Below are 24184 nucleotides of genomic sequence, written 5' to 3' on the forward strand. Positions count from 1 at the left end.
ACAATTTTAATATTGTTCGTTATCATTGGGGAAATCCTTTGTTTTTACATCGCGGATATATGCCTGGGAGGCATTGTAAATCTCCTCATATAAATTGAGGTATTTGCGAAGAAAACGTGGTTTAAAATCTTTATTGATACCTAACATATCATGCATCACCAGTACTTGTCCGTCTACATATTTACCCGCACCGATACCGATGATTGGAATACGAACAGTTTCTGCCACCTGTTTGGCCAGGAGGGCAGGGATCTTTTCCAGTACTATACCAAAACAACCGGCTTCCTGTAACAGGCGGGCATCGTTCAGTAACTTCTGCGCCTCTGCCTCATCGGTGGCACGAACAGCATAGGTACCGAATTTATTAATGGATTGCGGTGTTAACCCCAGGTGTCCCATAACCGGCACCCCGGCAGATATGATCCGTTTTACAGATTCCAGGATCTCTTCACCGCCTTCTATTTTCACCCCGTGGGCACTGGTTTCTTTCATTATCCTGATAGCAGACAGCAGGGCCTCTTTGGAATTGCCCTGGTAAGAACCAAAAGGAAGATCTACTGTTACGAAGCTTCTTTTAATGCCTCTTACCACAGATGCAGCATGATAGATCATCTGGTCGAGCGTGATGGGCAGGGTGGTTTCATGGCCTGCCATTACATTAGACGCAGAATCGCCCACCAGCAATATATCCATACCGGCATCATCAAAAATGCGGGCCATAGAATAATCATATGCAGTGATCATGGAGATTTTCTCTCCATCGTCCTTCATTTTCTGTAGAATATGTGTTGTGATCCTCTTAACTTCTTTATGCGTAGACATCTTATTAATGATTAAAAGCGCGTTAAGGTAGGCATAATCATTAAATCAGGCAAATCGGACTATTTATTATGGCTGATTTCAGCATATAGTGACTGGATCAGGCCATCTGCCAGTCCTATTTTGGGGACATAAATTTCTGTAGCATCTGCCCAGCGCATGATGTTCACATAAATCTGCAATGCAGGAACAATCACATCTGCGCGATCTTCCCGGAGGTTGTAAAGGTGAATTCTTTCCTCTACCGTAAAATTGCTGAATTCCTTGTAGTAATCTTTTAATATATCCAGCGTAAGTGGTTTACCTTCTTTTCGTTTTGAGAGTGAAAAGATTTTATTGATATTACCGCCGGAGCCGATAGCGGTCAACTGGTTTACGCCTTTGATCTGCTGCTTGATGGTATCTTTCATATATTGCCACTGTTCATCAGTTACCTGCTTTTGCAGCAAACGGATAGTGCCTATATTGAAAGATTCTTTGTATACCAATGCGTTGTTATTGAACAGTGTAACTTCCGTACTACCACCACCTACATCTATGTACATGTAAGCGCGGCTTTTCTCCAACTGTTCTGCCACATGGCTTTCAAACAGGAAAGAAGCTTCTTCCTGTCCGGAGATTATTTTTATATCTATACCGGTGTGATGTTTTACTTTCTGCAGGATTTCTGTTGAATTAGATGCATCGCGCATTGCTGAAGTCGCACACGCTTTCAGGTATTTGACTTCATATACTTCCAATAGAAGTTTATATGCCTGGATTGTACTTAGCAGATGAGAAGCTCTTTTTTCCGAGATAGCTCCATTGCTGAATACATCAAATCCCAGGCGTAAGGGAACCCTTACCAGGTTCACTTTGGTGAAATCCATTCTACCCTGACTGTTTGGGGATGCTTCTGAAATAAGCAACCTCGCAGCGTTGGAACCTATATCAATGGCAGCAAGCTTCATGGTCATCATTTAGTCGGATAGCAAAAGTAACGTAAATATTATTTATACTGCTTCTCATGAAGGTAGCGGAAGATCTCGATCTGGGAGCGTATTTTTTTGCTACCCTCACGTTTATATTCATTGTTCTGTTCATTATCTAAGATCCTGGCTTTCACATTGCCACTGAGCTGTATTGCCAGAATATCTTTCAACTCCTGCTGGATCTCGGGATCCAGGATAGGTACTGCCACTTCCACACGATGATCGAGATTACGCAGCATCCAGTCGCACGATGAAATATAGATCTGTTCTTTTCCACCCTGATGGAAAACAAACACACGTGCATGTTCCAGGTACTCATCTACAATGCTGATGGCTTCAATATCTTTCTTCCACTTCTTATTTTCCGTATAAGCACAACAGATACCCCGGATGATCATTTTTATATTTACACCACTGCGCGCAGCTTCGTACAACCGGTTAATCAGATCCGGATCGGAGAGGGAGTTCATTTTGATGATCATGCTGCCACCATTCTTTTTCTGATTGGCAAGCTTGATCTCCCTATCTACCATGCGCGCAAAAAAGCTCCGCATATTGAAGGGACTTACGGGCAGCATTTTACAAGCTTCCAGTATTTTAATATCGTGTTTTGGATTTTCTAAATAGCTGAATACCCGGTTGATATCCGCCATAATATTCCGGTTTGCTGTAAGCAGGCAATGATCTCCATACACACGGGCGGTTTTCTCGTTGAGGTTACCGGTGCTCACAAAACCACACTGTACAGTTTTGATGCCGATCCTTTTCCTGATCACGCATAACTTAGCATGCATTTTCAGTCCTGGGATCCCGATTAGTACTTTCACCCCTTCATCTTCCAGTCTTGATTTCCATACCAGGTTTTCAGCCTCATTAAAGCGGGCCCGCAATTCCAGTGCTACGGTAACCTGTTTTCCATTACGTACCGCATTTGTAAGGGCATTCACGATCCGGGAGTTCCTGGCCAGGCGGTAGGCGGTTATCTTGATGCTGATCACATTAGGATCAATTGCAGCTTCTCTTAACAAGTCGATGATGGTATCGAAAGAGTGGTAGGGCAGGTGCAGCATTACATCTTTCGTCTGGATTACATGCATCACACTGGTAGCATTAGCAAACAGCGGATGGATGAAGCTTTTCCGTGCAGGGTTGATCCTGTCAGAAAATACGGAAGACGGGAAGTCCATGAAATCCTTGAAGTTATGGATCCTTGCACCAGGAATCAGGTTATCTTTCTTCGAAAGGCCCAGCCGGCGCATCAGGTATTCCAGCAACAGCGGATCAATATCTTTATCATATACAAAACGCACCGGTTTACCCTTGCGTCTGTCTTTCAATCCTTTTTCCAACTGGTGGATCAGACTGGTGGAGATATCATTATCAATATCCAGTTCTGCATCCCTGGTCACTTTAATGATGTGGGAAAGGAACTTATCATACCCGAAGAAGGAGAAGATATGAGGTAAGCAGAACCGTACCAGGTCTTCCATCAGGATAATATCCTGTTCACCTTCTTTGGCAGGCAGGATGATAAAACGGGGAAGTACGGTGGTTGGTATTTCTATCAGTGCAAACTTTTGTCTTACTGAATTATCCTGACGAGCCAGTACTACCGCCAGATATATGGATTTATCGCGGAGGAAGGGGAAATGCTGGATACTTTCTATCATCAGGGGGATGATATTGGTACGGACCTCCTCATTAAAATAATTCAGTACAAACTTCTGCTGTTCTTTATTGAGATGTTTTTCTGTGCGTATAAAGATCTTCTGTTCCTTCAGTTCGCCTTCAATACCTTCCCAGATGCGGTCAAATTCCCGTTGCTGATCTATTACTATACTCTGAATCTCTTCCAGGATCTGTTCGGGATTCTCTTCCAGGTGCATCCTGGCCGATTTGCCGACAGTGAGCATTCTTTTAAGCGTAGCTACGCGAACACGGAAAAACTCATCCAGGTTATTGGAGAAGATTCCCAGGAAGCGGATTCGTTCATGGAGGGGCACGCTGGCATCGGATGCTTCCTGTAGTACCCTTGCATTGAAAGCCAGCCAGCTGATATCCCTTGGGATCATTTTCCTTTTGGCAGGCGTTTTCTTTTTGCTGTTGATCTTCTTTTCCATTGCCTGATCTTGAATTATAGTTTCAAACGGCTCACTAGTTGACAATCGCATGTTAAGGGCAATTAACGGTTGTGGTTATACTGTTACCACAACAATACTAATTTCAGATAATATCCAATGTTAAATTTATGAGATGTACTAAAGATAAGATGATACGTACAAATGATAAAATTAACGATTGCAGTGGAAATTCAGGTATTATCGTGTGCCTTAATGCAAACAGGCTGTATCATACTTTGATACAGCCTGTTTTTAAAATATATCTCAAACCAGCTTATAGTCCGAAAGCTGCTTTTACTTTATCAACGTAATCCAGCTTTTCCCATGTGAACAGTTCAACCTCTACGCTCTTTTCCAGCTTTTTACCTTTGTTAAAGGTTTTGGTAACTATTTTGCTTTCGCGGCCCATATGTCCGTAAGCAGCAGTTTCGCTGTAAATAGGGTTACGCAGTTTCAGGCGTTGTTCGATGGCATAAGGGCGGAGGTCGAAGATCTCTTCTACTTTTTTGGCAATTTCGCCATCGGTCAGTTTTACTTTAGCTGTACCATGAGTATCGATGAACAGGCCACAAGGCTTTGCAACACCAATTGCATAAGATACCTGTACCAGAACTTCATCGGCTAACCCTGCAGCCACCAGGTTCTTGGCGATGTGACGGGTAGCATAAGCAGCTGAGCGGTCTACTTTGGAAGGATCTTTACCGGAGAAAGCACCACCACCGTGAGCACCTTTACCACCGTAGGTATCAACGATGATCTTACGGCCTGTTAAACCAGTATCACCATGAGGACCACCAATTACAAATTTACCGGTAGGATTGATATGATAAATGATCTTATCGTTGAACAGAGACTGTAATTCAGGTTTCAGCTGAGCTTTTACGCGTGGGATCAGGATCTTGATCATATCGTTCTTGATCTTAGCCAGCATTTTATCTTCCACATCAAAATCATCATGCTGTGTAGAAATTACGATAGCATCGATCCTAACGGGTTTATTATCATCAGAATATTCAATAGTTACCTGTGATTTAGCATCAGGGCGCAGGTAAGTAATTTCTTTGTTTTCGCGACGGATAGCAGCCAGTTCGATCAGCAGTTTGTGTGCCAGATCCAGTGCCAGCGGCATATAGTTATCAGTTTCACGGGTAGCATAGCCAAACATCATCCCCTGATCTCCTGCGCCTTGCTCTTCCGGGTTTTTACGCTCAACACCCTGATTGATATCTGGCGACTGCTCATGAATAGCAGAGAAGATACCACAGGAATTGGCTTCAAACATATATTCACTTTTTGTATAGCCTATCTTACGGATTACCTCACGCGCAATTTCCTGCACATCCAGGTAAGCTTCAGATTTTACTTCTCCGGCTAATACTACCTGACCAGTAGTTACCAGTGTTTCACAGGCTACCTTGGAGGAAGCATCGTAAGCAAGAAAATTATCTATCAGTGCATCGGAGATCTGATCGGCCAACTTATCCGGATGTCCTTCGGATACTGATTCTGAGGTAAATAAATACGGCATAAAATAATCGAATTTCAGCTTTAAGTTATTGTAATTTTGCAGTACAATTTACCATTATTTGGCATTTTGGTGGTATGCTTACTGGTAAACCGCGACAAAAATAAGTAATCTAACTATATTCTGTCTATTCTCTAGGGAAAATATTCAGTTTTAACAATTTGAGAAGGGAAAAGGGCTTAAAAGTAATAAAATAGGGCATATCAAATTATGATACGCCCTATTTATAAATATTGTAATAATTTCAGAATTGAATGCAGGCGTTACTTTCCAAGTAACTGCGCATATAATTGCAGGTAATCTGCCAGATCTTCGTTGTTCTCTTTAAAGGGAATAAGGATCTTGCTTTTCTCTCCTTTCAATTCTTCCACTACTTTTTCATCTACTTTGTCGCTGGCCAGTACTACGGCATCGGCATATTTAGCAGCTCCTTTGTTGAGCGCGCTATTTGTACCTTCCTTGTAAGGTTCCAGATCTTTCTCCTTGATTTGTGTGCTGATGATGGCTTTTTTAATGAAGCCAGCGCCCAGATTCTCTGTAAAAGAATTCTCTTCCATGGAGTAAATAACCTTGGAATGAGCGAATACAGGTTCCTTTTTGTAGGCCGTTTTCAGATATACAGGGATCAGTGAAGTCATCCAGCCGCTGCAATGGATAATATCCGGCGGCCAGCCAAACTTTTTAACTGTTTCTAAAGCACCCTTGCAGAAGAATACCGCACGTGCAGCATTGTCATCGTAGAACTGTCCGCTCTCGTCAGAAAATAAAGCCTTGCGTTTGAAATAATCTTCGTTATCCAGGAAATACACCTGCAACCGGGCGTTTGGTAAAGATGCCACCTTGATAATCAATGGGTAATCATCTCCCTCAATCACGATGTTAATGCCAGACAATCTTACCACCTCGTGAAGCCGGTGCCTTCTTTCGTTGATAATGCCAAACCGTGGCATGATCACCCGCACTTCCAGACCAGACTCATTGGACTTAATTGCCATCTTATTGATCATATTCGCATAATCTGTTAATTCCAGATAAGGCGACATCTCTTGAGCAATAAAAAGAATTCGTTTCTTTGTGGACATCTAATGCTGATATTAATGCAGAAAATTTTAATTTGGTTTGCAAAATTACGGATTTTTAACGGAATAAAGGACAAATTGGCACTTTTAACATCCTTTTAAGCAATTAATTATGTATTTGTTTAAGCAAAAAGACACACTGGACAGGCATTTATCAACAGCACGCAATAATGACAAACGTATTGGTTTTGTGCCAACTATGGGAGCTTTACACCACGGACATCTATCATTAATTGCAAAGGCAAAAGAAACATGCGACCTGGTAGTATGCAGCATTTTTGTAAATCCTACACAATTTAATGACCCTTCAGATTTTGAGAAATACCCTGTAACTATAGATAATGATATCTTACAATTAACAGATGCCGGTACCGATGTGTTGTTTCTACCATCTGTACAGGAGATGTATCCTGAAGGGCTGGATGTTAAAACGCATTATGACTTTGGTTCCCTTGAAACCATCCTGGAAGGTGCGCATCGCCCGGGGCATTTCCAGGGCGTTGGGCAGGTAGTACATAAATTACTGAATCTGGTAAAACCGGATCAGCTGTTTATGGGACAAAAGGATTTCCAGCAATGCCTGATAGTCAACCGCTTATTAAAATTGATTGATTCAAAAGCTCAATTGGTAGTTTGTCCTACACTCCGCGAACCAGATGGTTTAGCTATGAGTAGCAGAAATATGCGACTCAACGCTACAGAAAGACAAAATGCATTACATATTTATAAGGCACTTATCTATGTTAAAGGTAACATTCATAAAGCATCTTTCTCTGAAATTTTAAATAATGCTTCTAATCAACTGAAAATGAATGGATTTGATGTTGATTATATAGAGCTGGTGAGTATGGAAGAGGATGGTTCGGTAACTTTTCCCAAAGCAACTGGTAACCGCCCAGTATATGCAGTTATAGCGGCCAGGGAGATCAGTAGTGATGTAAGGTTGATCGATAACATGCTGATGTAATGTATATAATTAATTATTCCGTACCTTTGCGAACGCTCAAAACCCAGGCGAACGGGAATGATCTTTTGAGGCAGTTATTAAATTAATATAATCTGGGATTTGGATATACGTTATGCAGATTGAAGTATTAAAAGGTAAAATACACCGGGCAGTCATTACAGAAGCCAACCTGCAATATGTAGGAAGCATCACGATTGATGAAGATCTGATGGATGCTGCCAATTTCATAGAATACGAAAAGGTGCAGGTAGTGAACGTTAACAACGGGGAACGTCTTGAAACTTATATAATTAAAGGTAAGCGTGGTTCAGGAGTTGTTTGCATGAATGGTCCGGCAGCACGCTTATGCGCAGTAGGTGATATTGTAATTATCATTTCTTACGCTACAATGGACTTTGAGGAGGCTAAGAAATATACTCCCATTGCCGTTTTTCCAAAAGAAAACAATAAATTGTAAGTAGAATTAACCCCGTTTAAACAGACGACTATGCCCAAAATGCTTAAGACAATTATTAAGTTCATATGCTTTTTGGCCATAGGGCTGGGATTAATATGGCTGGTTACGCACAACCTGACTGAAAAGGAAAAGCAGGATATCGTAATGGCATTCAAACGTGCGAACTATTGGTTAATCATTCCTGTTATACTGGTGGGTGTTGCCAGTCACTGGTATCGCGCTGTAAGATGGAAACTGCTTATGGCTCCGCTAGGTTATAAACCCACCACCCTCAATACATTTTTTGCTGTAATGGTTGGTTACCTTGTGAACCTCGCAATACCGCGCCTGGGAGAAGTTACCCGCTGCGGCATTGTAGCCAGATACGAAAAAGTACCCGTTGATAAACTGGTAGGCACCATGATCGCAGAGCGGGCGGTTGATCTGTTACTGCTGATTCTGATCATGATTGGTACCGTAGTAGTCCAGATAGATCTTGTAAGTGCTTTCTTTATTGAGCATGTAGTGAAGCCTGTTCAGGGAAAAGCAGATAAAGTTGGGGGGATTAATGGCTGGATTATTTTGGCTGTAGCAGTTGTCATAATAGTATTGATCTTTTTAGGGATTCGTATACTTTCCCGCTCAAAAGTAGGTCTGGCCATCAAAAATATGGCCAGAGGGGTATGGACCGGGTTCTTATCTATCGGAAAGATGGAAAAGAAAGGCTGGTTCATTTTTTATTCCATCCTGATTTGGGCATTGTACTTTACGATGATGTACCTGGGATTCATGTGTATGGAAGAAACCCGCAACCTGGGCCTGAAAGCAGCCCTGTCTGTACTGGCATTTGGCAGTGTAGGGATGATTGTTACACAGGGCGGAATAGGTGCTTATCAATTGATTGTACAGGAAACGTTGTTGCTTTATGGAGTAGCTTACACAACAGGTTACGCATTTGGCTGGATTGTATGGAGTGCACAGACATTACTTGTGGTTATCCTTGGATTTGGCAGCCTGATAGCGTTACCTATTTATAATAAGAACCCGGTGCCAGAGCCGAATGGAAAAATCTGATACATTTCCTATGAATAAATTGAATTACCGTAAGGCAGACATTGAAGACATTGATCAGATTAGAGCATTGCATGTGAAAGCATATGGTCAGTTCGCTGATGTCCTGTCGCCGGACAACTGGGCGAAGATGTTAGACAATATGGAAGATCTTAAAAGTCTTCGTGAGCTGATGCTTAAATCCTTCACTTACATATGTGAGATAGACAATAAGATTGTTGGAGCAATTTCACTGGTTCCACGCGGCAATCCTACGGACATTTTCATGAAAGACTGGTCTTACATAAGGAAACTGGGTGTAGATCCGGAGTACAGAGGGCGTGGTATAGCTAAGAAGCTGGTACTGGAATGTATCAGTGAGGCAATAGCATTAAGGGAATCCCGGATTGCATTACATACAAGTGAATTCATGGAATCTGCCAAGGCACTATATGAAAATGCCGGTTTTAAAATGGTAAGGGAACTGGACCCTATCTTTGGCAAAAGATACTGGCTTTATAAACTGGATCTATATAATCTCACCACTTAACCCCATCTTCAAAAAAACCTCACATTGTGGATTGAATTCTTTTTACTTTTAGAGCGGACAATTCTATCAATGTGAACATCAAGGCATTAATAATCCTATTCTTTATTGTAAACTCACTGTTTGCAAAAGCACAAGATCCTGCATCTTATGTTGATCCATTTATAGGTACGGGCAAAAGCGCGGTTCTTACCAAATGGGGAAGTGAGGGAGGAACTTATCCGGGCGCAGTGGCTCCTTCCGGTTTTATACAGCTTACGCCGGAAACGAGGAACAGCGGATATGATTTCAGCGACACCACCATTTCTTTTTTTAGCTGCGTTGGCCATTACAGCGGTTTTCCCAACGGTTCTGCCGGGAGGTTCCTGGTCATGCCTGTTGATACCAGGTTTATATTCAGTGAGAATTCTATAAAAAGGAGATTCTTTCATAAGGATGAAAAAGCTACTCCCGGGTATTACAGTGTGCTTTTCAAGGATAATAATACTTTAGTAGAAGCCACTGTAACTGAGCGGGCTGGTATGTTTCGTTTTACGTTCCCGGCTAAAGTAATTCCACAGCTTTTTATCAGTGATAGCGGAACATTCAATGCGGCTACTCATTATAATGAATCTTATGTCAGTAAGCAAAGAGTAGAAAATGGATACCTATTGACGTTTGCCCCTGCTACTTATGGTGCAAAGGTGATCCTGCTCAGCTTGAGTGCTTCCACCGTTGACAAAGAAAGTGCAGAGCGGAATATAGCGGTCGAATTAAATGATGCCTTTGACCAGATAAGGGAGTATACCCTGGAGAAATGGACAAAGGCTTTGTCTGTAGTCGAGATCACGGATTCAAGTAAAACGAATAAAACTATCTTTTATACAGCTTTATATCATGCCCTGTTAATGCCATGGATCATTTCTGATGTAGATGGCCATTACCGCGGAGCAGACAGGGAAGTACATACTGTAAGCGGAAGAGAGGAATATGGTGGTTTTTCGCCCTGGGACACCTTCCGTTCCCTGCATCCTCTTTTATCACTGTTGTACCGGGAAAGACAATCAGAAATGGTATTATCCATTCTGGATGTGTTTAAACAAACCGGACATCTTCCTATAGAATCGATGACCGGGAATCATTCAATCCCTATCATTGTTGATTCCTACCTGAAAGGAGTGCCGGGTATTGATAGTACCCTGGCTTATGCAGCTATGAAGAAAAGTATTGCTGATACTCCATATCTGCAATCAGATATGGAGATCTATCATCAGCAGGGATATATTCCTTTTTCTTATCCGGAATCCGTTACACGCACAGTTGAATATGCATATGACGACTGGGCACTGGCACAGTTCGCAGGATTAGTGATGCACAAAAAGGATGATTATGACCTTTTCATGAATCGCAGTTATAATTACAGGAACCTGTTCCATCCGGATGATATGTTTATGTTGCCACGGCAAGGTCAGGAATTCAAACTGGAGCCCGGCAACTCCGGTTATAAGGAAGGGGATAAATGGGTCTATTCTTATTTTGTACCACAGCATCAACAGGATCTGGTAAATCTGATGGGAGGAAAAAATGCATTTACAAACAGGCTATATGCTGCATTTACTGACAGACAGATCATTTTTGACAATGAAACGGTGTTTCATGTTCCCTATCTTTTTAATGCAGCCAATGAGCCTCATAAAACCCAGAAATGGGTTGATAACATAATGCGTACGCGCTTTAATGCGAGCCCTGGCGGACTTCCCGGTAACGATGATCTGGGATCCACTTCCAGCTGGTATGTGCTGAGTGCTATGGGTATTTACCCCGCATGTCCGGGTTCCCCTGAATATTCTATAGGTGTTCCTCTATTTCAGTCATTACGCATCAACCTGCCGAACGGAAAACATTTTGAAATCAGGCGTAAAGGTAAAGGGCACTATATCAAATCACTGATGGTAAATAATGCGCCTTTTAATCGTCTCCTGTTACCACATGCCATAATCATGAAAGGAGGAGATATGCTGTTTGACATGGGAGCGCCTTCAAACTGGCCTGAAACAAATACCAACAATGATAAACTTCCTGATTTCAACATATTGGATTGTTCCGTTTCAAAGGCCGGAGTAGAACCGGATGAACCGTTCTGGGTGAAATTCACATTACGGAATAACGGAAGCATTGGCACCATGCAGATGAAATTATCAGCAAACGGGCAAATAATAGCTGGTAAAAATTGTCTTGTAAATGAGCATTCCTCAATAACAGATTCTATTCTCTGTCGATTGTATAAAATAGGTGATGCAAACATTTCAGTGAATGGGTTAAAAGATGTGACCATCTCCGTTATTCATCCTGATCATCCTTTTTCCAAAGAGCCGGATATAATAAATCTCGCATTTCAATCCCTTATTAAAAGCGGAGAAACTCAAAAGATATCTTTTACTGTTAAGAATACAGGGGGCATTGTCCAGACTTATAATATTCCTGTAATAGTGAATGGGAAAATCAACCGTGTAGTAAGACTAACATTGGAACCCGGAGAACAGACAGGTGTGTTTATTTCATTTATAGTAAACCAGGCTGGATGGCAAACCGTGAATGTAAACAACATTTATAAAGGGTTTAAGGTGTACAATGCAGCAGCAGAATCATTACTGTTGGATCTTTCACTAAGTAAATCCTTAATGCTGGACTCGTCCGGGTTTGCCAATAACGGAAAGGTTATAGGTGCAGCGACTATCGTTGGAGACCAACTTCAGTTTGGGAAGAACTGTTTTGTGGAAGTACCTAATTCTTCCAGTCTTGATGTAATGGGTAACACGCTTACTATGATGGCCTGGGTGTTTCCTCAAAGTGATGAAAAAGAGACGGGCGGATTAGTAGATATGTTCACCAAAGGAGACAGCCATGTGTTACAGACGGAAAACAGTAAAACACTGACGTTCTTTGCCGGTGGATGGGGAAGAGGAGATTGTACCGTAGCGTTGCCTGAAAACTGGAAAGACCACTGGCATCATATAGCAGGAGTATGTTATGGCGATAGCCTGAAATTATACATTGACGGACAACTTAAAGGTGCAACTAAGCTGGAAAATAATGTGAATTTATCCGGCATCAATAAATGGACTTTTGGCAGAAATGAAGAATTCCCATCTGCAAGGATCTTTAATGGATTGATAGATAATATGAAAGTATTCGCTGCACCATTATCAGAGGATGAAGTGAAAGTAATGATGATGAAGAATGTACATAAAGATCAGGTAAAAAGCGTGAAGATACCCGGGGCCAGGATAATGTAACTAATATCATTAATAGGGCCGGCTAAAAAAGATTCTCCCGTCCAGGTAGATGATCGATTTTAGCCGGCCCTCTATTTATTTATATGTTTGACGGATTACCGCTGTATATTTCCCATAGATCTCTTTAGCAACAGCCACTGAATTTCCCTGAACGGCAGATGGATATAACTCATGTGCATTTACCCATTTCCATTCCCAATCTTTCATTTGGTCATCAAAGTATTTATCATCGATAGCTTTGTGCTGACGCATGCAACTCTTCACGTAAGTGAAATACTGTTCCCAGCGGGCTTTATAAAAGCTTTTCAGTAAACCAGCCCATTGTCTGCTCGAATATTCGTGCAGTTCACTGTTTTTATCCCCCCAAAGCGTGATAAGGTTACGGGCATTACGTTCATATAATGCTTTTTCACCCGGGGTAGTTCCCCAGCTTTTAGCATCACTCAGCCATTTACCTAACAGGAAGTCTTTACGGGTAGCCAACAATTTGTCCATATCATCCAGTAATACCAGGAATGCGGTACTATACTTTTTGAAGGCAATGCTATCATTGTTTTTGTACGCCTTTGCAACCTGCTGTTGGAGGGAGTCTGCATAGTTGGCCAGGATCTGTCGCGTTACATCTACCAGATCATACCGGAAGCCATCACTGCCTTTCAGATCATCCGATGCTTTTACAAGTAAATCCCAGGCGGGAACCATTTCACCCGGAGGATAATTAAGCATTGTTTTAGTCCGGTTCGAAGAAGTATTAAATGTAGGACGTCCGGTAAGTATACTTTCAGGACTGCCTTCTGTTAAGCCGCCGTTGTAAGCTGTTTTTCTCAATACATCCCATGCTTTATCAGCGTCCGTATTCTGCTTGCCATAACGACGCAGAGCATATGCTTTCAACCATTGGTCCAGGTCAATAGGTTGATCTCTCCATACATTTTCCATCATCAATGCGTACATCACAGGGTTCTGTTCAATACCTTCCGGCGTTAATCCGATTCCTACCATATTACGGGCAGCAGGATCATGTAATGCATTTGCAGGATCATTTGCCACATTGTTTATTCTTCCATACATGCCGATGTTGCCACCAAAGTTCAGGAGCATACACCAGATCCATTGTTTGCCAAAGTAAGCATCTGTTCTGTTCCATACAGGGAAGTTTTCACTGTACAGATCCAGTACAATCATTTTATCATCCGGAGCTGCTGTCATGAGTGCTTTGATCTGCGCGGGATGCCAAAAATCTTTCTGGTAGTGGAACATCCAGCCCTGCATTACCCAAACAGCCGCTGTATCAGCTGCAGTCATTGACTGATAGATCTTTCTACTAATGTTATGCAGATAAGTGGAATCGTTGGTAGGAGGCAGATTTTCATTGAAGGTATCGGAAGAATAGTAATGATCTGTACCGAAGGTTCTGATCTCTTCTTCCATAAATCTTTTACCGATCAAAGAAAACATAGAGTCGCCCGGATCCAGGATATAAACGTCGTCAAATCCAGCATCCCAGTTTGTTCTTTTCACCTTTGCATTCGGAAACTTGTCTTTGAATGCTGGAGGTACATGCCCTGTAAAAGCAGGCAGTACAGGTGTCATTCCCAATGATCTTTCTCTTTCCAGGATCTTTTTCTGTAAAGCCTCATGATCTCTCATAAAGCTTTGTGGAAGCGGACCGCCCCATCCATCCAGGTTTCCCATCCAGAACCAGTTAAAATAACTGGGGCCGCTGAAAAAGCTGCTAAGATCTTTGTCTGTAAACCCCATTCCTTTGTATACCCTGTCCCATATGGAATTTTGTCCGGTCAGTGCCAGAGGCATATTCACCCCGTTCAATGCCATCCAGTCGATTTCCCATTGCCAGCGGTCCCAGCTCCACCAGCTCATGGTGTAGTTGAATGTGCAATAGTTGAGATAGTAACGGTATTGATAAGGAGTTGCCTTATGAACTTTTGTTTTAACTACCGGCAATGGATTGGGAAGGTTCATATTGGTTCCATTCCAGCTGATATCGCAATGCGCATAGTTCTGGAGGTAGTAGTTGAGCGCACTGGCTATGCTGATCCCATTACTTCCTTTCAGCAGTATAATTCCTCCTTTACTTTCCAGTTCAAATACATCTTTCCCGTTTTCCTGCGGAATGAAACCCGTTTCAAAATGAACGGCATGTTCCTTCAATACCCTTTTGACGAGGTCACTTATTGCTTTTTTATCTGGTATGTTAGCAGCAGTGACAGTTCCTGTAATAAACGTCAACAGTATGCTACCAGTAAAAAAGATTCTATGAAATGATAGTTGCATATCTCTAGGCTTCTGTGTTAATCTTAAAAGTAGCGATGTATTTCAGACCACTTTTTTGCTGTAATTTCTGCGGCACTTTAATCAGCAACTGACCATTACTGAATGTCCATTTGAGTTTTTCCTTTGTACCTAACAAAGATACTGTACGGATCTTTTTCACATCCTGCACAGGAAATGAAACTTCGGCCGGTAGAGTTACAGCATCACTGTCAGACAGGAAATAAGCATACACAACAGGCAGACTTTTTGCCTTTGTAAAATAGATATTCCTGTCGGAATAAGGAGCAACCGGAACAGAACCGTGAATACCTTCTTCATTGATCTTCATCCATTCACCAATATCTGCCAGGCGTTTGTAGGCATCGGGTGCCCAGTCTCCCTTATCACTTGGTCCGATGTTCAGTAGCAGGTTCCCGCCTCTTGAAACGATCTTCACGAGTATGGTTAGGAGTTTAAGAGAAGATTTATACTGATCACGTGAACTGTAACTCCAGGAATCACCCATGGTCATACAGGTTTCCCATGGATAAGGCAGCGGTTTTTCGGGGATGGATTGTTCTGGTGTGGTATAGTTCTCAAACTCTCCCGGTACTGTTCTGTCCACCACAATCAGACCTGGCTGATGGGTACGGGCCATGCCCACAATTTTAGGCATATCAAGGCTTTGTTTGCCATCAGGTCTTACCCAGCCGCCATCCAGCCAGAGGATATCTACGGAACCGTAATCGGTCATCAGTTCTTCTATCTGATTGTATGTATAGTCGTTGAATTTCTGCCAGCGTTCGGGGAACTTTTTGAGTTCGTAGTTTATATTTTCATCTTTCGGCGGATAATAAGACCACCAGAAATATTCACTGTGCCAATCGGGTTTTGAAAAGTATGCACCTATCATGAAGCTGTCTTTACGGAAAGCACCAAAGATCTCTTTCGCAACATTGCTTCTTGGATTGGAAGAAAACGGTGTATTAGGGCTGGTGATCTTATAATCGGTTTGTTTGGTATCAAACATACAGAAGCCATCATGGTGTTTTGTTGTGAATACCATGTAATGCATCCCGGCAGCCTTAGCTGCTGCTGCCCATTTCTCCGGATTAAAATCTACCGGGTTAAAGGAATATTGCAGCTTCTCATATTCTTTTTTGTAAGTGTAATAATCTGCGCTGTAAGGACCTTTGCGTACTACCCAGTCCACCGGGCAGATGCTCCAGCTTTCTACTTCATTCCATATGGTGTATGTACCCCAGTGCATGAACAGACCGAACTTCTGATCCTGCCATTTATCTAGTTTTCTGATCACCAGTGGATCTTTGGGCGCCTGGTAACCGGTTGACATTTCATGCACACCTTCTTTGGCTTGTGCAGCCACAAATTTTACCGGTAATTGCAATGATAAAAGTACCGAGCAAATGGCTAATGTTTTCCTCATATATATTATGACCTGTTTAGTTTTGTAAGATCAAGGTATTATTGCTGATAAGCTAAGCATATTTTACCTGATCCTTGTGTTTGTTTAACGGTAGAGCAGGGACTCTTAAAGAAAAAACTTAATAACTGATTTGTTTTTTTTTGGAAGGTGTTAATAAAAAAAAGCAGGTAAGAATATGTTTATTCAAGAAAAAAGATATAAATTAGTTTGCCAAAACAAGAAAAGTATATGTCCTCAACAGCTACAACCATTATTGCAATTATTGCAGGTATTGCTTTCCTGTATCCAATAATTTCATTTTTCGTGCAATTTGATGCTAATGATCCTGATGATATTAATTCTAGTGGACCTGGAAAATATTCTATCAGAGATTCAAAAGGAGAACTCGTTGAAGTAGATTTCAACAAAAAAGATGGTGAACAGGTAATTCGTTTTCTGTCAGTTCTCCTGGAAAAGAAATAAAGATTTTTACTAAAGTTTGTTAACCGTGATGGTGGCTAAATCTAAAAGTCAATCAGCTATTATTGCGCGTAATAATAGTTCTGATATAGTTGGTGCAGGTGGAGGTACTCTACTGATATTACTTGCACAAAATCTACCAGAGAATTATTCTTATAAATCATGGATGGTGGCGTCTGCCCCGGCAATTACTATGGCAGTAAAATTTCTGTGGAAACTGATGGACAGGGAATATTTCTTTTTCAAAAGAAAGAGAAATGCCCGAAAGAAAAGAATGGAAGTAACACAGGACATAGATCAACTTTTGAATGATCCCAATACCAGTAACCGGGTAAAGGAAACGTTAAGAGAACAAAGAGAGGAGGTTCAATTATCCCTAATAAAAGAACAGATCAGGGAACTGAATATCTTAATGGAATCAAGGTAAATATTATTGTCTACAGTCAAAACCCCGCTATGGGTGTTATTGACAGCGATACTAATCGTTACGTAAATAATATACTGCTGCCCTTTTACATAAATACCTGTACAGACCTTGAAATTATTTTAATATCACTCCAGCCCCCTGCCTGTTTACTTAATTGTACCTGTGTAACTATTCTCTCTTTTAATGCTTCTACGTGTGAAATAATGCCGATAGTCTTACCGTTTGCCTGTAGGTTTTCAAGGGCAGAGATAGCAATATCCAATGTATCAGAATCAAGCGTTCCAAAGCCTTCATCAATAAAAAGAGAATTGATCTGCACTTTATGACTAGCCAGATCAGAAAGCCCAAGTGCCAAAGCCAGGCTGACAAGGAAGCTTTCTCCGCCCGAGAGGGTTGCCATTGGACGGATAACATCTGCCTGATAACCGTCAATGATCATCAGTTCAAGATCATTCTCCGTGCTTTTCAGGATCTTATAACGATCACTGAACCTCATGAGATGCCGGTTTGCCAGATCAGTTAAACGGGCGAGGGTAAGTCCCTGCGCAAAACGTCGGAACTTCTTACCATCAGCAGAACCGATAAGGTTTGATAATTGTTGCCAGCGACTATATTCATTTTTCTGGATTTCCAGTTGTTCTGCAATAACAGCTGATCTTTTTCGTAATTCTTCATCCTTGTCGAGGATCTGTTTCAGCCTTCCTATTTCCTGATTTAATCCGGCAAAAGCTGTATTTACAAATTCAAGTTGCGGTGCCAGCGTTGCCTCATTTTCACTGGTGAGGTTTTTAGCTGTTTCTTTTTGATGCTCACTCTCATTATTAAGCAGCTGTTGATGTAATAATGTTATGCCCGATTCGATTTCTTTTTGAAGCGTTGCTATACTACTGGATTCTTTCTCTTCCAGGAATAACGCTTTCAATGCAGGAATAGAATCGAGTCCTTCTTTTTTAAGCAGAATAATTAGTTTGTCAGTAAGCTGTTGCAGCTTATCTGTTTGCATTTCCAATTCTTTGCTGAACTGAAGAATCTTAGATTCTGTAATATTTAACCGTTGCTGTTCGGTTTGTACAACCAGTTGTATCCGATCCTTTAGGTCTCTGCTATCTCTCAGTATTTTGTTCAGCCGTTCTCTTTCATTACCGGGATCCTTTTCTCCAAATAATGTAATACGTTCGGCTTTCAGTTTTTTCAGTTGTTCCTCTTCAAACTTCGATTCTTTTTCACGTGCTGCCTGTTCGATTGATTTCTCTTTTAATGAAGCGGTTACGTTTGTTAACGCCGTTTCAGCCTTCACGAGATCCAGTTTAAGCTGTTGCAGATCTTTCTGAGATTTATCATACTGTTCCCATCGTTGGGATAAGGTTATTTCTATTCTCTCTATCTGACTGAAATCAAAATTGATCTGGTAAGGGGACAAGAGATTAGTAATATTTTTGATCAGATCTTCCTGTTTAGTTTTGGACTGGCTGATCAAAAACGATACTTTTTCAAGAGATTCTGAGAGGGCATCAATCCTTTCCTGGTATGTAGCTTTCGTTCCTTGCGCAGTAGTGAACGATTGTTTCACAATAGCAATATTATCCTGCACTTCACGGATCTGCTGCTTAATGGCCCGGATCTGCATAATGTCGCCCTGTAATTTCACCTGATGCTGTTTCCTGATCTCTATAGTATTCATTGTAACAGAGGCATCTGTTATCTCTAAGGGGTTCGGCAACAATTGATTATTATTGTCAAACTCCTGGGTAATTTCCTGAAGCATTACAAGCAATCTTGCAAGGTTTGATTTCTGTGTTTCAATTTTAACCTGTAACGTATTTAGTTCAATATTGCTTTTATGATGCTGATCAGCCAATGAAGCAACATGCCGTTCCTGCGTATTTCGCCTCTCTTCTGCCTCACTCAGTTTATTGGTATACTTTCCTTCTGCATAAGGATGATGCACAGAACCACAAAGAGGGCAGGGCTGTTCAGGCAGCAGTTGTTGCCTGTCGCCTTCATATTTCTGGATCCGTTGTTCCAATTCAACTAACTGGCGATAGTTTGTTAATTGAGTTTCAGCCTCACTTTTTTGAGAGATAAGCAATTGGAAAGAAGTATTGCTACTTGTATAATTATTTTCCAGACTAGTAATGCTTTGTTCAAGCACGGCCTGTTGCTCTTTATTGGTTTTAAAGCTTCCTGCAAGCCTGAATTGATTTTCAAGTCTATTGATCTCGGCAGGCAGTTTGCCGGATTCTGTTTCCAGGTCTTCCAGTTGCTTGTCTGTGGATCTTGCCGCTAGTTTAATATTTAATTGAAGTATCGCTTTCTCTTTCTCTTCAATCTCTTTCTGGAACTGCTGAATATTTTCTTCTATTGCTTTAATCAGTACATAACCTTTTTGTTGCCGTTCCTTATAATCTGCCTGATCTTTATTCGCGTTCTCAATAGCATTGAATGCTTCCCGGAGATCTTTATCATATTGTTTTAATACAACCAGTTGTTGTCCGAGTGTTGCATCCTCTGCATGTTGTTGCAGCCATGTTTCCAGCGCATCCATACGCTGTTGCATTTGCTGAAGGTTCTTTTCTTTTATTTCTTTGTCAATATTGAATTCCTTTATTGTATTGACTGATTGCAGGTACTGATTATAATATTTCCCAGCCTGCTGTGTTGTATGCCTGATATTTGTATCCAGTGTCAATACTTTTTCAAGTACCGGTTCTGTATCTGTTAGTTGTTTATCAGCGACCTGGATTGCGAGATCTGCTGCTTCCAGTTTCTGTTTAGCAGTTTTTACTGTGTCCTGATATTCAGGGAGCAGTTGCTGCTGTTCTGTTAAGGCAATGCCTGTTCCCTGTACTTGTAAGGATACACCATCAATTTCGACCAGGGCTGGTTTGAAAGTAATAGTTTTCTGGTGTTGACGAAGACGTTCGAAATCTGGTTGATGATTTTCATGTAATTTTTTCTTTTCTGATAATTCTGTATTCAACCGGATTTTATCTCTTTCTAATTTTGCGATAGCTCGCAACCAGTTAATTTTATCAGTAAGAGATATTTGTTCTATTTTTAAATCCTGCTCATTCTTTCTTTGTTCTTCCAGACTTTTATTATAGTTCTCTTTTTCTTCTTCTGATAACAGATCAACTCCTTCCAGTTGCAGGCGAAGCAGTTCAAGTTTGGTATTCTCTTCCTTCTGCTTCTCGAATACAAACATGGAGATCTTCGAATAGATTCCTGTATCTGTTACCTTTTCCAGTAACTCGCTGCGTTCATTATCGCTTGCTTTCAGGAACATGGTAAAGTCGCCCTGGCATAATATCACGGAGCGGATGAATTGATTGTAATCCAATCCGCAAAGGTCTTTAATCTCTTGTTTAATCGAGCCGGTGGTATGTCCGCCAAGCAACTTACCGGTTTCCACTTCTGCCAGTTCCATTTTTTCCGTCTGGATCCTGCCATCTACTTTACCACGACTGCGTTTAAGTGACCATTTAGCGCGGTAGGCTTTATCATTAGTCTCAAACTCTACTTCTGAATAACATTCAGCAGTATGGCGGGACATAATTTCTTCCACATCATTATCATGGCGGTGGACTTTGCCGTATAGTGCAACCGTGATGGCATCGAGAATAGTTGTTTTACCGGCACCCGTAGGACCAGTGATTGCAAATAGTCCTATTTCTGTAAAAGGAGGAGCATCAAAACGGATCTCATGTACACCTTTCAGTGAATTCAGATTCTGAAACTTTACACTTAATATCTTCATCAGTCTTCCTTTTGTGTCATTATCTCCAATACCTCTTCATAGGTTCTTATCAGTTCACTATAATCAGCCTCTCCATATTCCGCCTCACATCTCTTCAGAAATACTTCTTTGGGTGTAAGATCTGCCAGTTCCATTGCCTCATCAGTATGGAGTTCGAGGGTTTCTGCCGGACGTTTTTTTATCTGCCGGATAAAGAACAGTTCCATGAAGTCTTTCTTCAACCCGCTTAATTGTTCTTCCAGATCATGAACAAATGCATCTGTTTCCAGTTGTATCTCTATCCATGCAGGGTAAGTGTATTTAGGATCTTTAAGTTTTTCCAGTTTTGTTTTGATGGTATCGAGGTCGCCTTTCAACCTGATCAGCTTCCGGGTACCAGGTACTTCGTATTCCTGTATTGTTTTCAGTTCCCCTTTTACAAATTCGAGGATGATCACCTGTTTTTTATTGTCAGATTCTGAAAAGCTGAGTGGGATAGGGGAGCCGGAGTAACGGATATGCGACAGTTTATTCACCATTTGCGGACGGTGAATATGGCCGAGGGCGATGTAGTCAAATTCACGGGGGAAGAGATCTCCTGATACCTGCCCAAGATTACCCACATGGATCTCCTTTTCACTGTCGGATGTACTGGAACCTGCAGCAAACAGGTGGCCTGTGGCTAAAACCGGGATACCGGCTTTTTTATATTCTTCTATATGTGAAATGAATTGGTTGTAATGGTCGTAGATTCCCTGTTTGATACGCGCTTCTCTTTCATCACTTGTTTCTCCGGCTATGGAAAGGCGGATGTCTTTATCCCGCAGGAATGGCACTGCGCAGACTACCAGTTCTATTTCTCCTTTGGCATTGCTGATGGGGATGATTTGTTCTGTGAAATCGTCCGGAACACCACCAACGATGTGTACGTTAAAGTATTTCAGCAGTACTTTAGGAGCATTCAGAGTACTGATGGAGTCATGGTTTCCTCCTATAATGATAACTTCCCGGCAGCAGGTATCCTTTACCTTGCGCAGAAAACTGTAGTATTGTTCCAGTGCTGTATTTGAAGGACTGCCACTATCAAAGATATCTCCTGCAATGATGAGTACATCGATACATTGCTCTTCGAGAGTTGTAATGAGCCAGTCGAGGTAATCCTGATGCTCTTCGGTGCGCTCATATTGCTCAAGCCTCTTGCCCAGGTGCCAGTCTGCAGTATGTAATATTTTCATCTGATTCGGTTATGTGGAAGCATAGAAGTAAAGGATTCACCTGATTGACAATCAATTTTACTTCCAGTTGCGTTCTTCGAATGCAATATGATAAAAAAAGTGGGAACATCAATTATAATTGCTTTTTAACTTGCAATTAACGGATGATCAGAGGTTTCCTTTCTTCAGCACTTCCATTGCTGCGATATAAAAATTCATTCATCCGGCACTTTAATAAAATTATTCTCTTTTTTTCTTAATTTCCACCCGATGAAAAATCCACGTTTGATCATTGCACTGCTATTTATGAGTGCAACCATTAAAGCACAACCCAAGATCCATATTCCAGTTGTCAGCGAAGTAGGCCCCACCCGGATGCCCCGGGAGATAATGCCTGTTAAAGCGCCATTTAAGGTACCCGCATTTAAGAGGCCGGTATTCCCTGCATTGACGGTCGAAGTAGCCCGTGGAGCAAACATACAGACTGCTATTGATGATGTGAACAGGCGTGGTGGAGGTATCGTAAACGTTCCGGCAGGAAAGTGGCCTACTGGGCGGATCAGTTTAAAGTCCAATGTAAACCTGCATCTGGAAGACGGTGCTGAGTTATGGTTCAGCGGAGAGGTGGCAGATTACCAGCCCGCAGTATTTACTCGTAATGAGGGAATAGAGATGATGTCTCTCGGGGCTTGTATCTATGCCAATGGGCAGGAGAATATTGCCATTACAGGGAAGGGGAAATTAGTAGGGCCGCCGGCAGATTGTCCTATCAGGAAACGGGTGATGCGGGATGATGTGATTGAAAAGATGATCCCGTATGATAAACCTGTTGCAGAAAGGGTATATGCTGGTGACAATGGAGTAGACATTTTTCTGCCGATGTTTATTGCGCCCATTAATTGCAAGAATGTTTTTATAGAAGGTATCAGTCTTGAAAATACCCCTTATTGGAATATTGTTCCGGAATATTGTGATGGTGTGATTATACGTGGAGTAACGGTTAATTCAGTGGGAATTCCAAGGGGAGACGGAATTGATATCGAATCCAGCAGGAATGTATTGATTGAATATTGTACGCTGAGCTGTGGGGATGATTGTTTTACGATGAAGGCTGGTCGTGGGGAAGACGGACTGCGGGTCAATAAACCAACGGAGAATGTAGTTGTGCGCTATTGCCTGGCGCGCGAAGGGCATGGAGGTATTACAGTAGGAAGTGAAACGGCTGGCATGATCCGCAATCTGTATGTGCATGATGTAGTGTTTAATAATACTGGCGTGGGATTGCGTTTTAAAACGAGGCGGCCAAGGGGAGGAGGAGGGGAAAACCTTTACTACGAAAGGATCCGGATGAACCTGACAGAGGATGCTTTCAGGTGGGATATGTTAGGTAGCAGAATGTATGTAGGGGAACTGGCAGACCGGTTGCCGGCAAGGGAGATCAACAGGCTTACACCTCTTTACAGGAACATTACCGCTAAAGATATTATTGTAGAAAAGGCGAGGACTTTTATCAGGGTAGATGGTATTCCTGAATCGCCCATGACAGGTTTCAGTGTGGAAAATGCAGAAGTACATTGTAAGAATATAATGATCAGCAGGGATGCTAAAATTATGCGTGTTAGTAATGCTGTTATCCATAGTGAAGATAGTGTGTTGATAATGGTAGATACCAGGGATCTTGTTTTCCGGCAGGTGCAGTTTAAGTTTCCCGGCAATAATCTGATAACAAATATTACGGGAGAACTGTCAGATAGTATTCAGTTTAAAAATACAATTCCGCGGAAACCATTGAATTGGGAGAGCAGCAACTGGAGGCATTAGAAAGAGGGTATTTGATC

The 24184-nt window shown here is 41.7% G+C and carries 17 protein-coding genes; 8 read left to right on the forward strand and 9 right to left on the reverse strand.

Features of this window, described 5'->3' with window-relative positions:
* Positions 1-6: 6 nt before the first annotated feature.
* The 5 genes from panB to BM176_RS28820 form a co-directional block, all read right to left on the reverse strand.
* Positions 7-822, reverse strand: coding sequence for a 3-methyl-2-oxobutanoate hydroxymethyltransferase (panB, locus tag BM176_RS28800; protein WP_090107867.1), 816 nt, complete (start codon positions 820-822; stop codon positions 7-9).
* Between the two features lie 59 nt (positions 823-881).
* Positions 882-1769 carry a Ppx/GppA phosphatase family protein gene (locus tag BM176_RS28805; RefSeq protein ID WP_090107927.1) on the reverse strand — a complete coding sequence of 296 codons (888 nt, stop codon included), beginning with the start codon at positions 1767-1769 and terminating at the stop codon, positions 882-884.
* Positions 1770-1807: 38 nt separating this feature from the next.
* The gene (gene ppk1 / locus BM176_RS28810; RefSeq protein ID WP_090107868.1) at positions 1808-3961 is read right to left on the reverse strand and encodes a polyphosphate kinase 1; all 2154 of its coding nucleotides are present in this window, start codon (positions 3959-3961) and stop codon (positions 1808-1810) included.
* Positions 3962-4184: 223 nt separating this feature from the next.
* Complete coding sequence (metK, locus tag BM176_RS28815; protein WP_090107869.1) at positions 4185-5438, reverse strand: methionine adenosyltransferase; 1254 nt, start codon at positions 5436-5438, stop codon at positions 4185-4187.
* Positions 5439-5698: 260 nt separating this feature from the next.
* Positions 5699-6517, reverse strand: a complete 819-nt coding sequence (locus tag BM176_RS28820) for a glycogen/starch synthase (RefSeq protein ID WP_090107870.1) — start codon at positions 6515-6517, stop codon at positions 5699-5701.
* Between the two features lie 109 nt (positions 6518-6626).
* Between BM176_RS28820 and panC the strand changes: the two genes are divergently transcribed.
* The 5 genes from panC to BM176_RS28845 all read left to right on the forward strand — a co-directional run bounded on the left by panC (position 6627) and on the right by BM176_RS28845 (position 12789).
* Entirely contained in the window at positions 6627-7481 is an 855-nt protein-coding gene (gene panC / locus BM176_RS28825) for a pantoate--beta-alanine ligase (protein ID WP_090107871.1), read from the forward strand.
* A gap of 112 nt (positions 7482-7593) precedes the next feature.
* Positions 7594-7938 (forward strand): aspartate 1-decarboxylase, encoded by a 345-nt coding sequence (gene panD / locus BM176_RS28830; protein ID WP_090107872.1) that lies wholly within the window; start codon positions 7594-7596, stop codon positions 7936-7938.
* 30 nt (positions 7939-7968) lie between these two features.
* Entirely contained in the window at positions 7969-8991 is a 1023-nt protein-coding gene (locus tag BM176_RS28835) for a lysylphosphatidylglycerol synthase transmembrane domain-containing protein (protein WP_090107873.1), read from the forward strand.
* A 10-nt stretch (positions 8992-9001) separates the two neighbouring features.
* On the forward strand, positions 9002-9517 hold the full coding sequence (locus tag BM176_RS28840; protein ID WP_177230576.1) for a GNAT family N-acetyltransferase: 516 nt from the start codon (positions 9002-9004) through the stop codon (positions 9515-9517).
* Between the two features lie 71 nt (positions 9518-9588).
* Entirely contained in the window at positions 9589-12789 is a 3201-nt protein-coding gene (locus tag BM176_RS28845) for a GH92 family glycosyl hydrolase (protein WP_090107875.1), read from the forward strand.
* A gap of 75 nt (positions 12790-12864) precedes the next feature.
* Here the strand turns inward: BM176_RS28845 and BM176_RS28850 are convergent, their stop codons facing one another.
* A complete protein-coding gene (locus BM176_RS28850; protein WP_090107876.1) occupies positions 12865-15084 on the reverse strand; it encodes an alpha-N-acetylglucosaminidase in 2220 nt (739 codons plus the stop codon).
* Positions 15085-15088: 4 nt separating this feature from the next.
* Positions 15089-16510, reverse strand: coding sequence for an alpha-L-fucosidase (locus tag BM176_RS28855; RefSeq protein WP_090107877.1), 1422 nt, complete (start codon positions 16508-16510; stop codon positions 15089-15091).
* Between the two features lie 228 nt (positions 16511-16738).
* On the opposite strand from BM176_RS28855, the gene BM176_RS28860 reads away from it, so the two are divergent.
* Together BM176_RS28860 and BM176_RS28865 are read left to right on the forward strand one after the other, a co-directional pair.
* The gene (locus tag BM176_RS28860; RefSeq protein ID WP_090107878.1) at positions 16739-16972 is read left to right on the forward strand and encodes a hypothetical protein; all 234 of its coding nucleotides are present in this window, start codon (positions 16739-16741) and stop codon (positions 16970-16972) included.
* Between the two features lie 28 nt (positions 16973-17000).
* Complete coding sequence (locus BM176_RS28865; RefSeq protein WP_090107879.1) at positions 17001-17396, forward strand: hypothetical protein; 396 nt, start codon at positions 17001-17003, stop codon at positions 17394-17396.
* Positions 17397-17481: 85 nt separating this feature from the next.
* On the opposite strand, the gene BM176_RS28870 is transcribed toward BM176_RS28865, so the two are convergent.
* The gene (locus BM176_RS28870) at positions 17482-21153 is read right to left on the reverse strand and encodes an SbcC/MukB-like Walker B domain-containing protein (protein ID WP_090107880.1); all 3672 of its coding nucleotides are present in this window, start codon (positions 21151-21153) and stop codon (positions 17482-17484) included.
* Complete coding sequence (locus BM176_RS28875) at positions 21153-22367, reverse strand: exonuclease SbcCD subunit D C-terminal domain-containing protein (RefSeq protein ID WP_090107881.1); 1215 nt, start codon at positions 22365-22367, stop codon at positions 21153-21155. The genes BM176_RS28870 and BM176_RS28875 overlap by 1 nt, the downstream gene beginning before the upstream one ends.
* A 249-nt stretch (positions 22368-22616) precedes the next feature.
* Between BM176_RS28875 and BM176_RS28880 the strand changes: the two genes are divergently transcribed.
* Complete coding sequence (locus BM176_RS28880; RefSeq protein ID WP_090107882.1) at positions 22617-24167, forward strand: glycoside hydrolase family 28 protein; 1551 nt, start codon at positions 22617-22619, stop codon at positions 24165-24167.
* The last annotated feature ends 17 nt before the right edge of the window (positions 24168-24184 follow it).

Origin of the sequence: Chitinophaga sp. CF118, assembly GCF_900112615.1 — a bacterium.
Taxonomy (GTDB): domain Bacteria; phylum Bacteroidota; class Bacteroidia; order Chitinophagales; family Chitinophagaceae; genus Chitinophaga.

Bases quoted from the DNA above. Each gene is read 5' to 3' on its own strand.
- ppk1 (WP_090107868.1), bottom strand. From the start codon at position 3,961: ATGCGATTGTCAACTAGTGAGCCGTTTGAAACTATAATTCAAGATCAG.
- BM176_RS28850 (WP_090107876.1), bottom strand. From the start codon at position 15,084: ATGCAACTATCATTTCATAGAATCTTTTTTACTGGTAGCATACTGTTG.
- BM176_RS28860 (WP_090107878.1), top strand. From the start codon at position 16,739: ATGTCCTCAACAGCTACAACCATTATTGCAATTATTGCAGGTATTGCT.
- panC (WP_090107871.1), top strand. From the start codon at position 6,627: ATGTATTTGTTTAAGCAAAAAGACACACTGGACAGGCATTTATCAACA.
- panD (WP_090107872.1), top strand. From the start codon at position 7,594: ATGCAGATTGAAGTATTAAAAGGTAAAATACACCGGGCAGTCATTACA.
- BM176_RS28875 (WP_090107881.1), bottom strand. From the start codon at position 22,367: ATGAAAATATTACATACTGCAGACTGGCACCTGGGCAAGAGGCTTGAG.
- BM176_RS28865 (WP_090107879.1), top strand. From the start codon at position 17,001: ATGGTGGCTAAATCTAAAAGTCAATCAGCTATTATTGCGCGTAATAAT.
- BM176_RS28855 (WP_090107877.1), bottom strand. From the start codon at position 16,510: ATGAGGAAAACATTAGCCATTTGCTCGGTACTTTTATCATTGCAATTA.
- BM176_RS28835 (WP_090107873.1), top strand. From the start codon at position 7,969: ATGCCCAAAATGCTTAAGACAATTATTAAGTTCATATGCTTTTTGGCC.
- BM176_RS28805 (WP_090107927.1), bottom strand. From the start codon at position 1,769: ATGAAGCTTGCTGCCATTGATATAGGTTCCAACGCTGCGAGGTTGCTT.
- BM176_RS28840 (WP_177230576.1), top strand. From the start codon at position 9,002: ATGAATAAATTGAATTACCGTAAGGCAGACATTGAAGACATTGATCAG.
- BM176_RS28820 (WP_090107870.1), bottom strand. From the start codon at position 6,517: ATGTCCACAAAGAAACGAATTCTTTTTATTGCTCAAGAGATGTCGCCT.
- metK (WP_090107869.1), bottom strand. From the start codon at position 5,438: ATGCCGTATTTATTTACCTCAGAATCAGTATCCGAAGGACATCCGGAT.
- panB (WP_090107867.1), bottom strand. From the start codon at position 822: ATGTCTACGCATAAAGAAGTTAAGAGGATCACAACACATATTCTACAG.
- BM176_RS28880 (WP_090107882.1), top strand. From the start codon at position 22,617: ATGAAAAATCCACGTTTGATCATTGCACTGCTATTTATGAGTGCAACC.
- BM176_RS28870 (WP_090107880.1), bottom strand. From the start codon at position 21,153: ATGAAGATATTAAGTGTAAAGTTTCAGAATCTGAATTCACTGAAAGGT.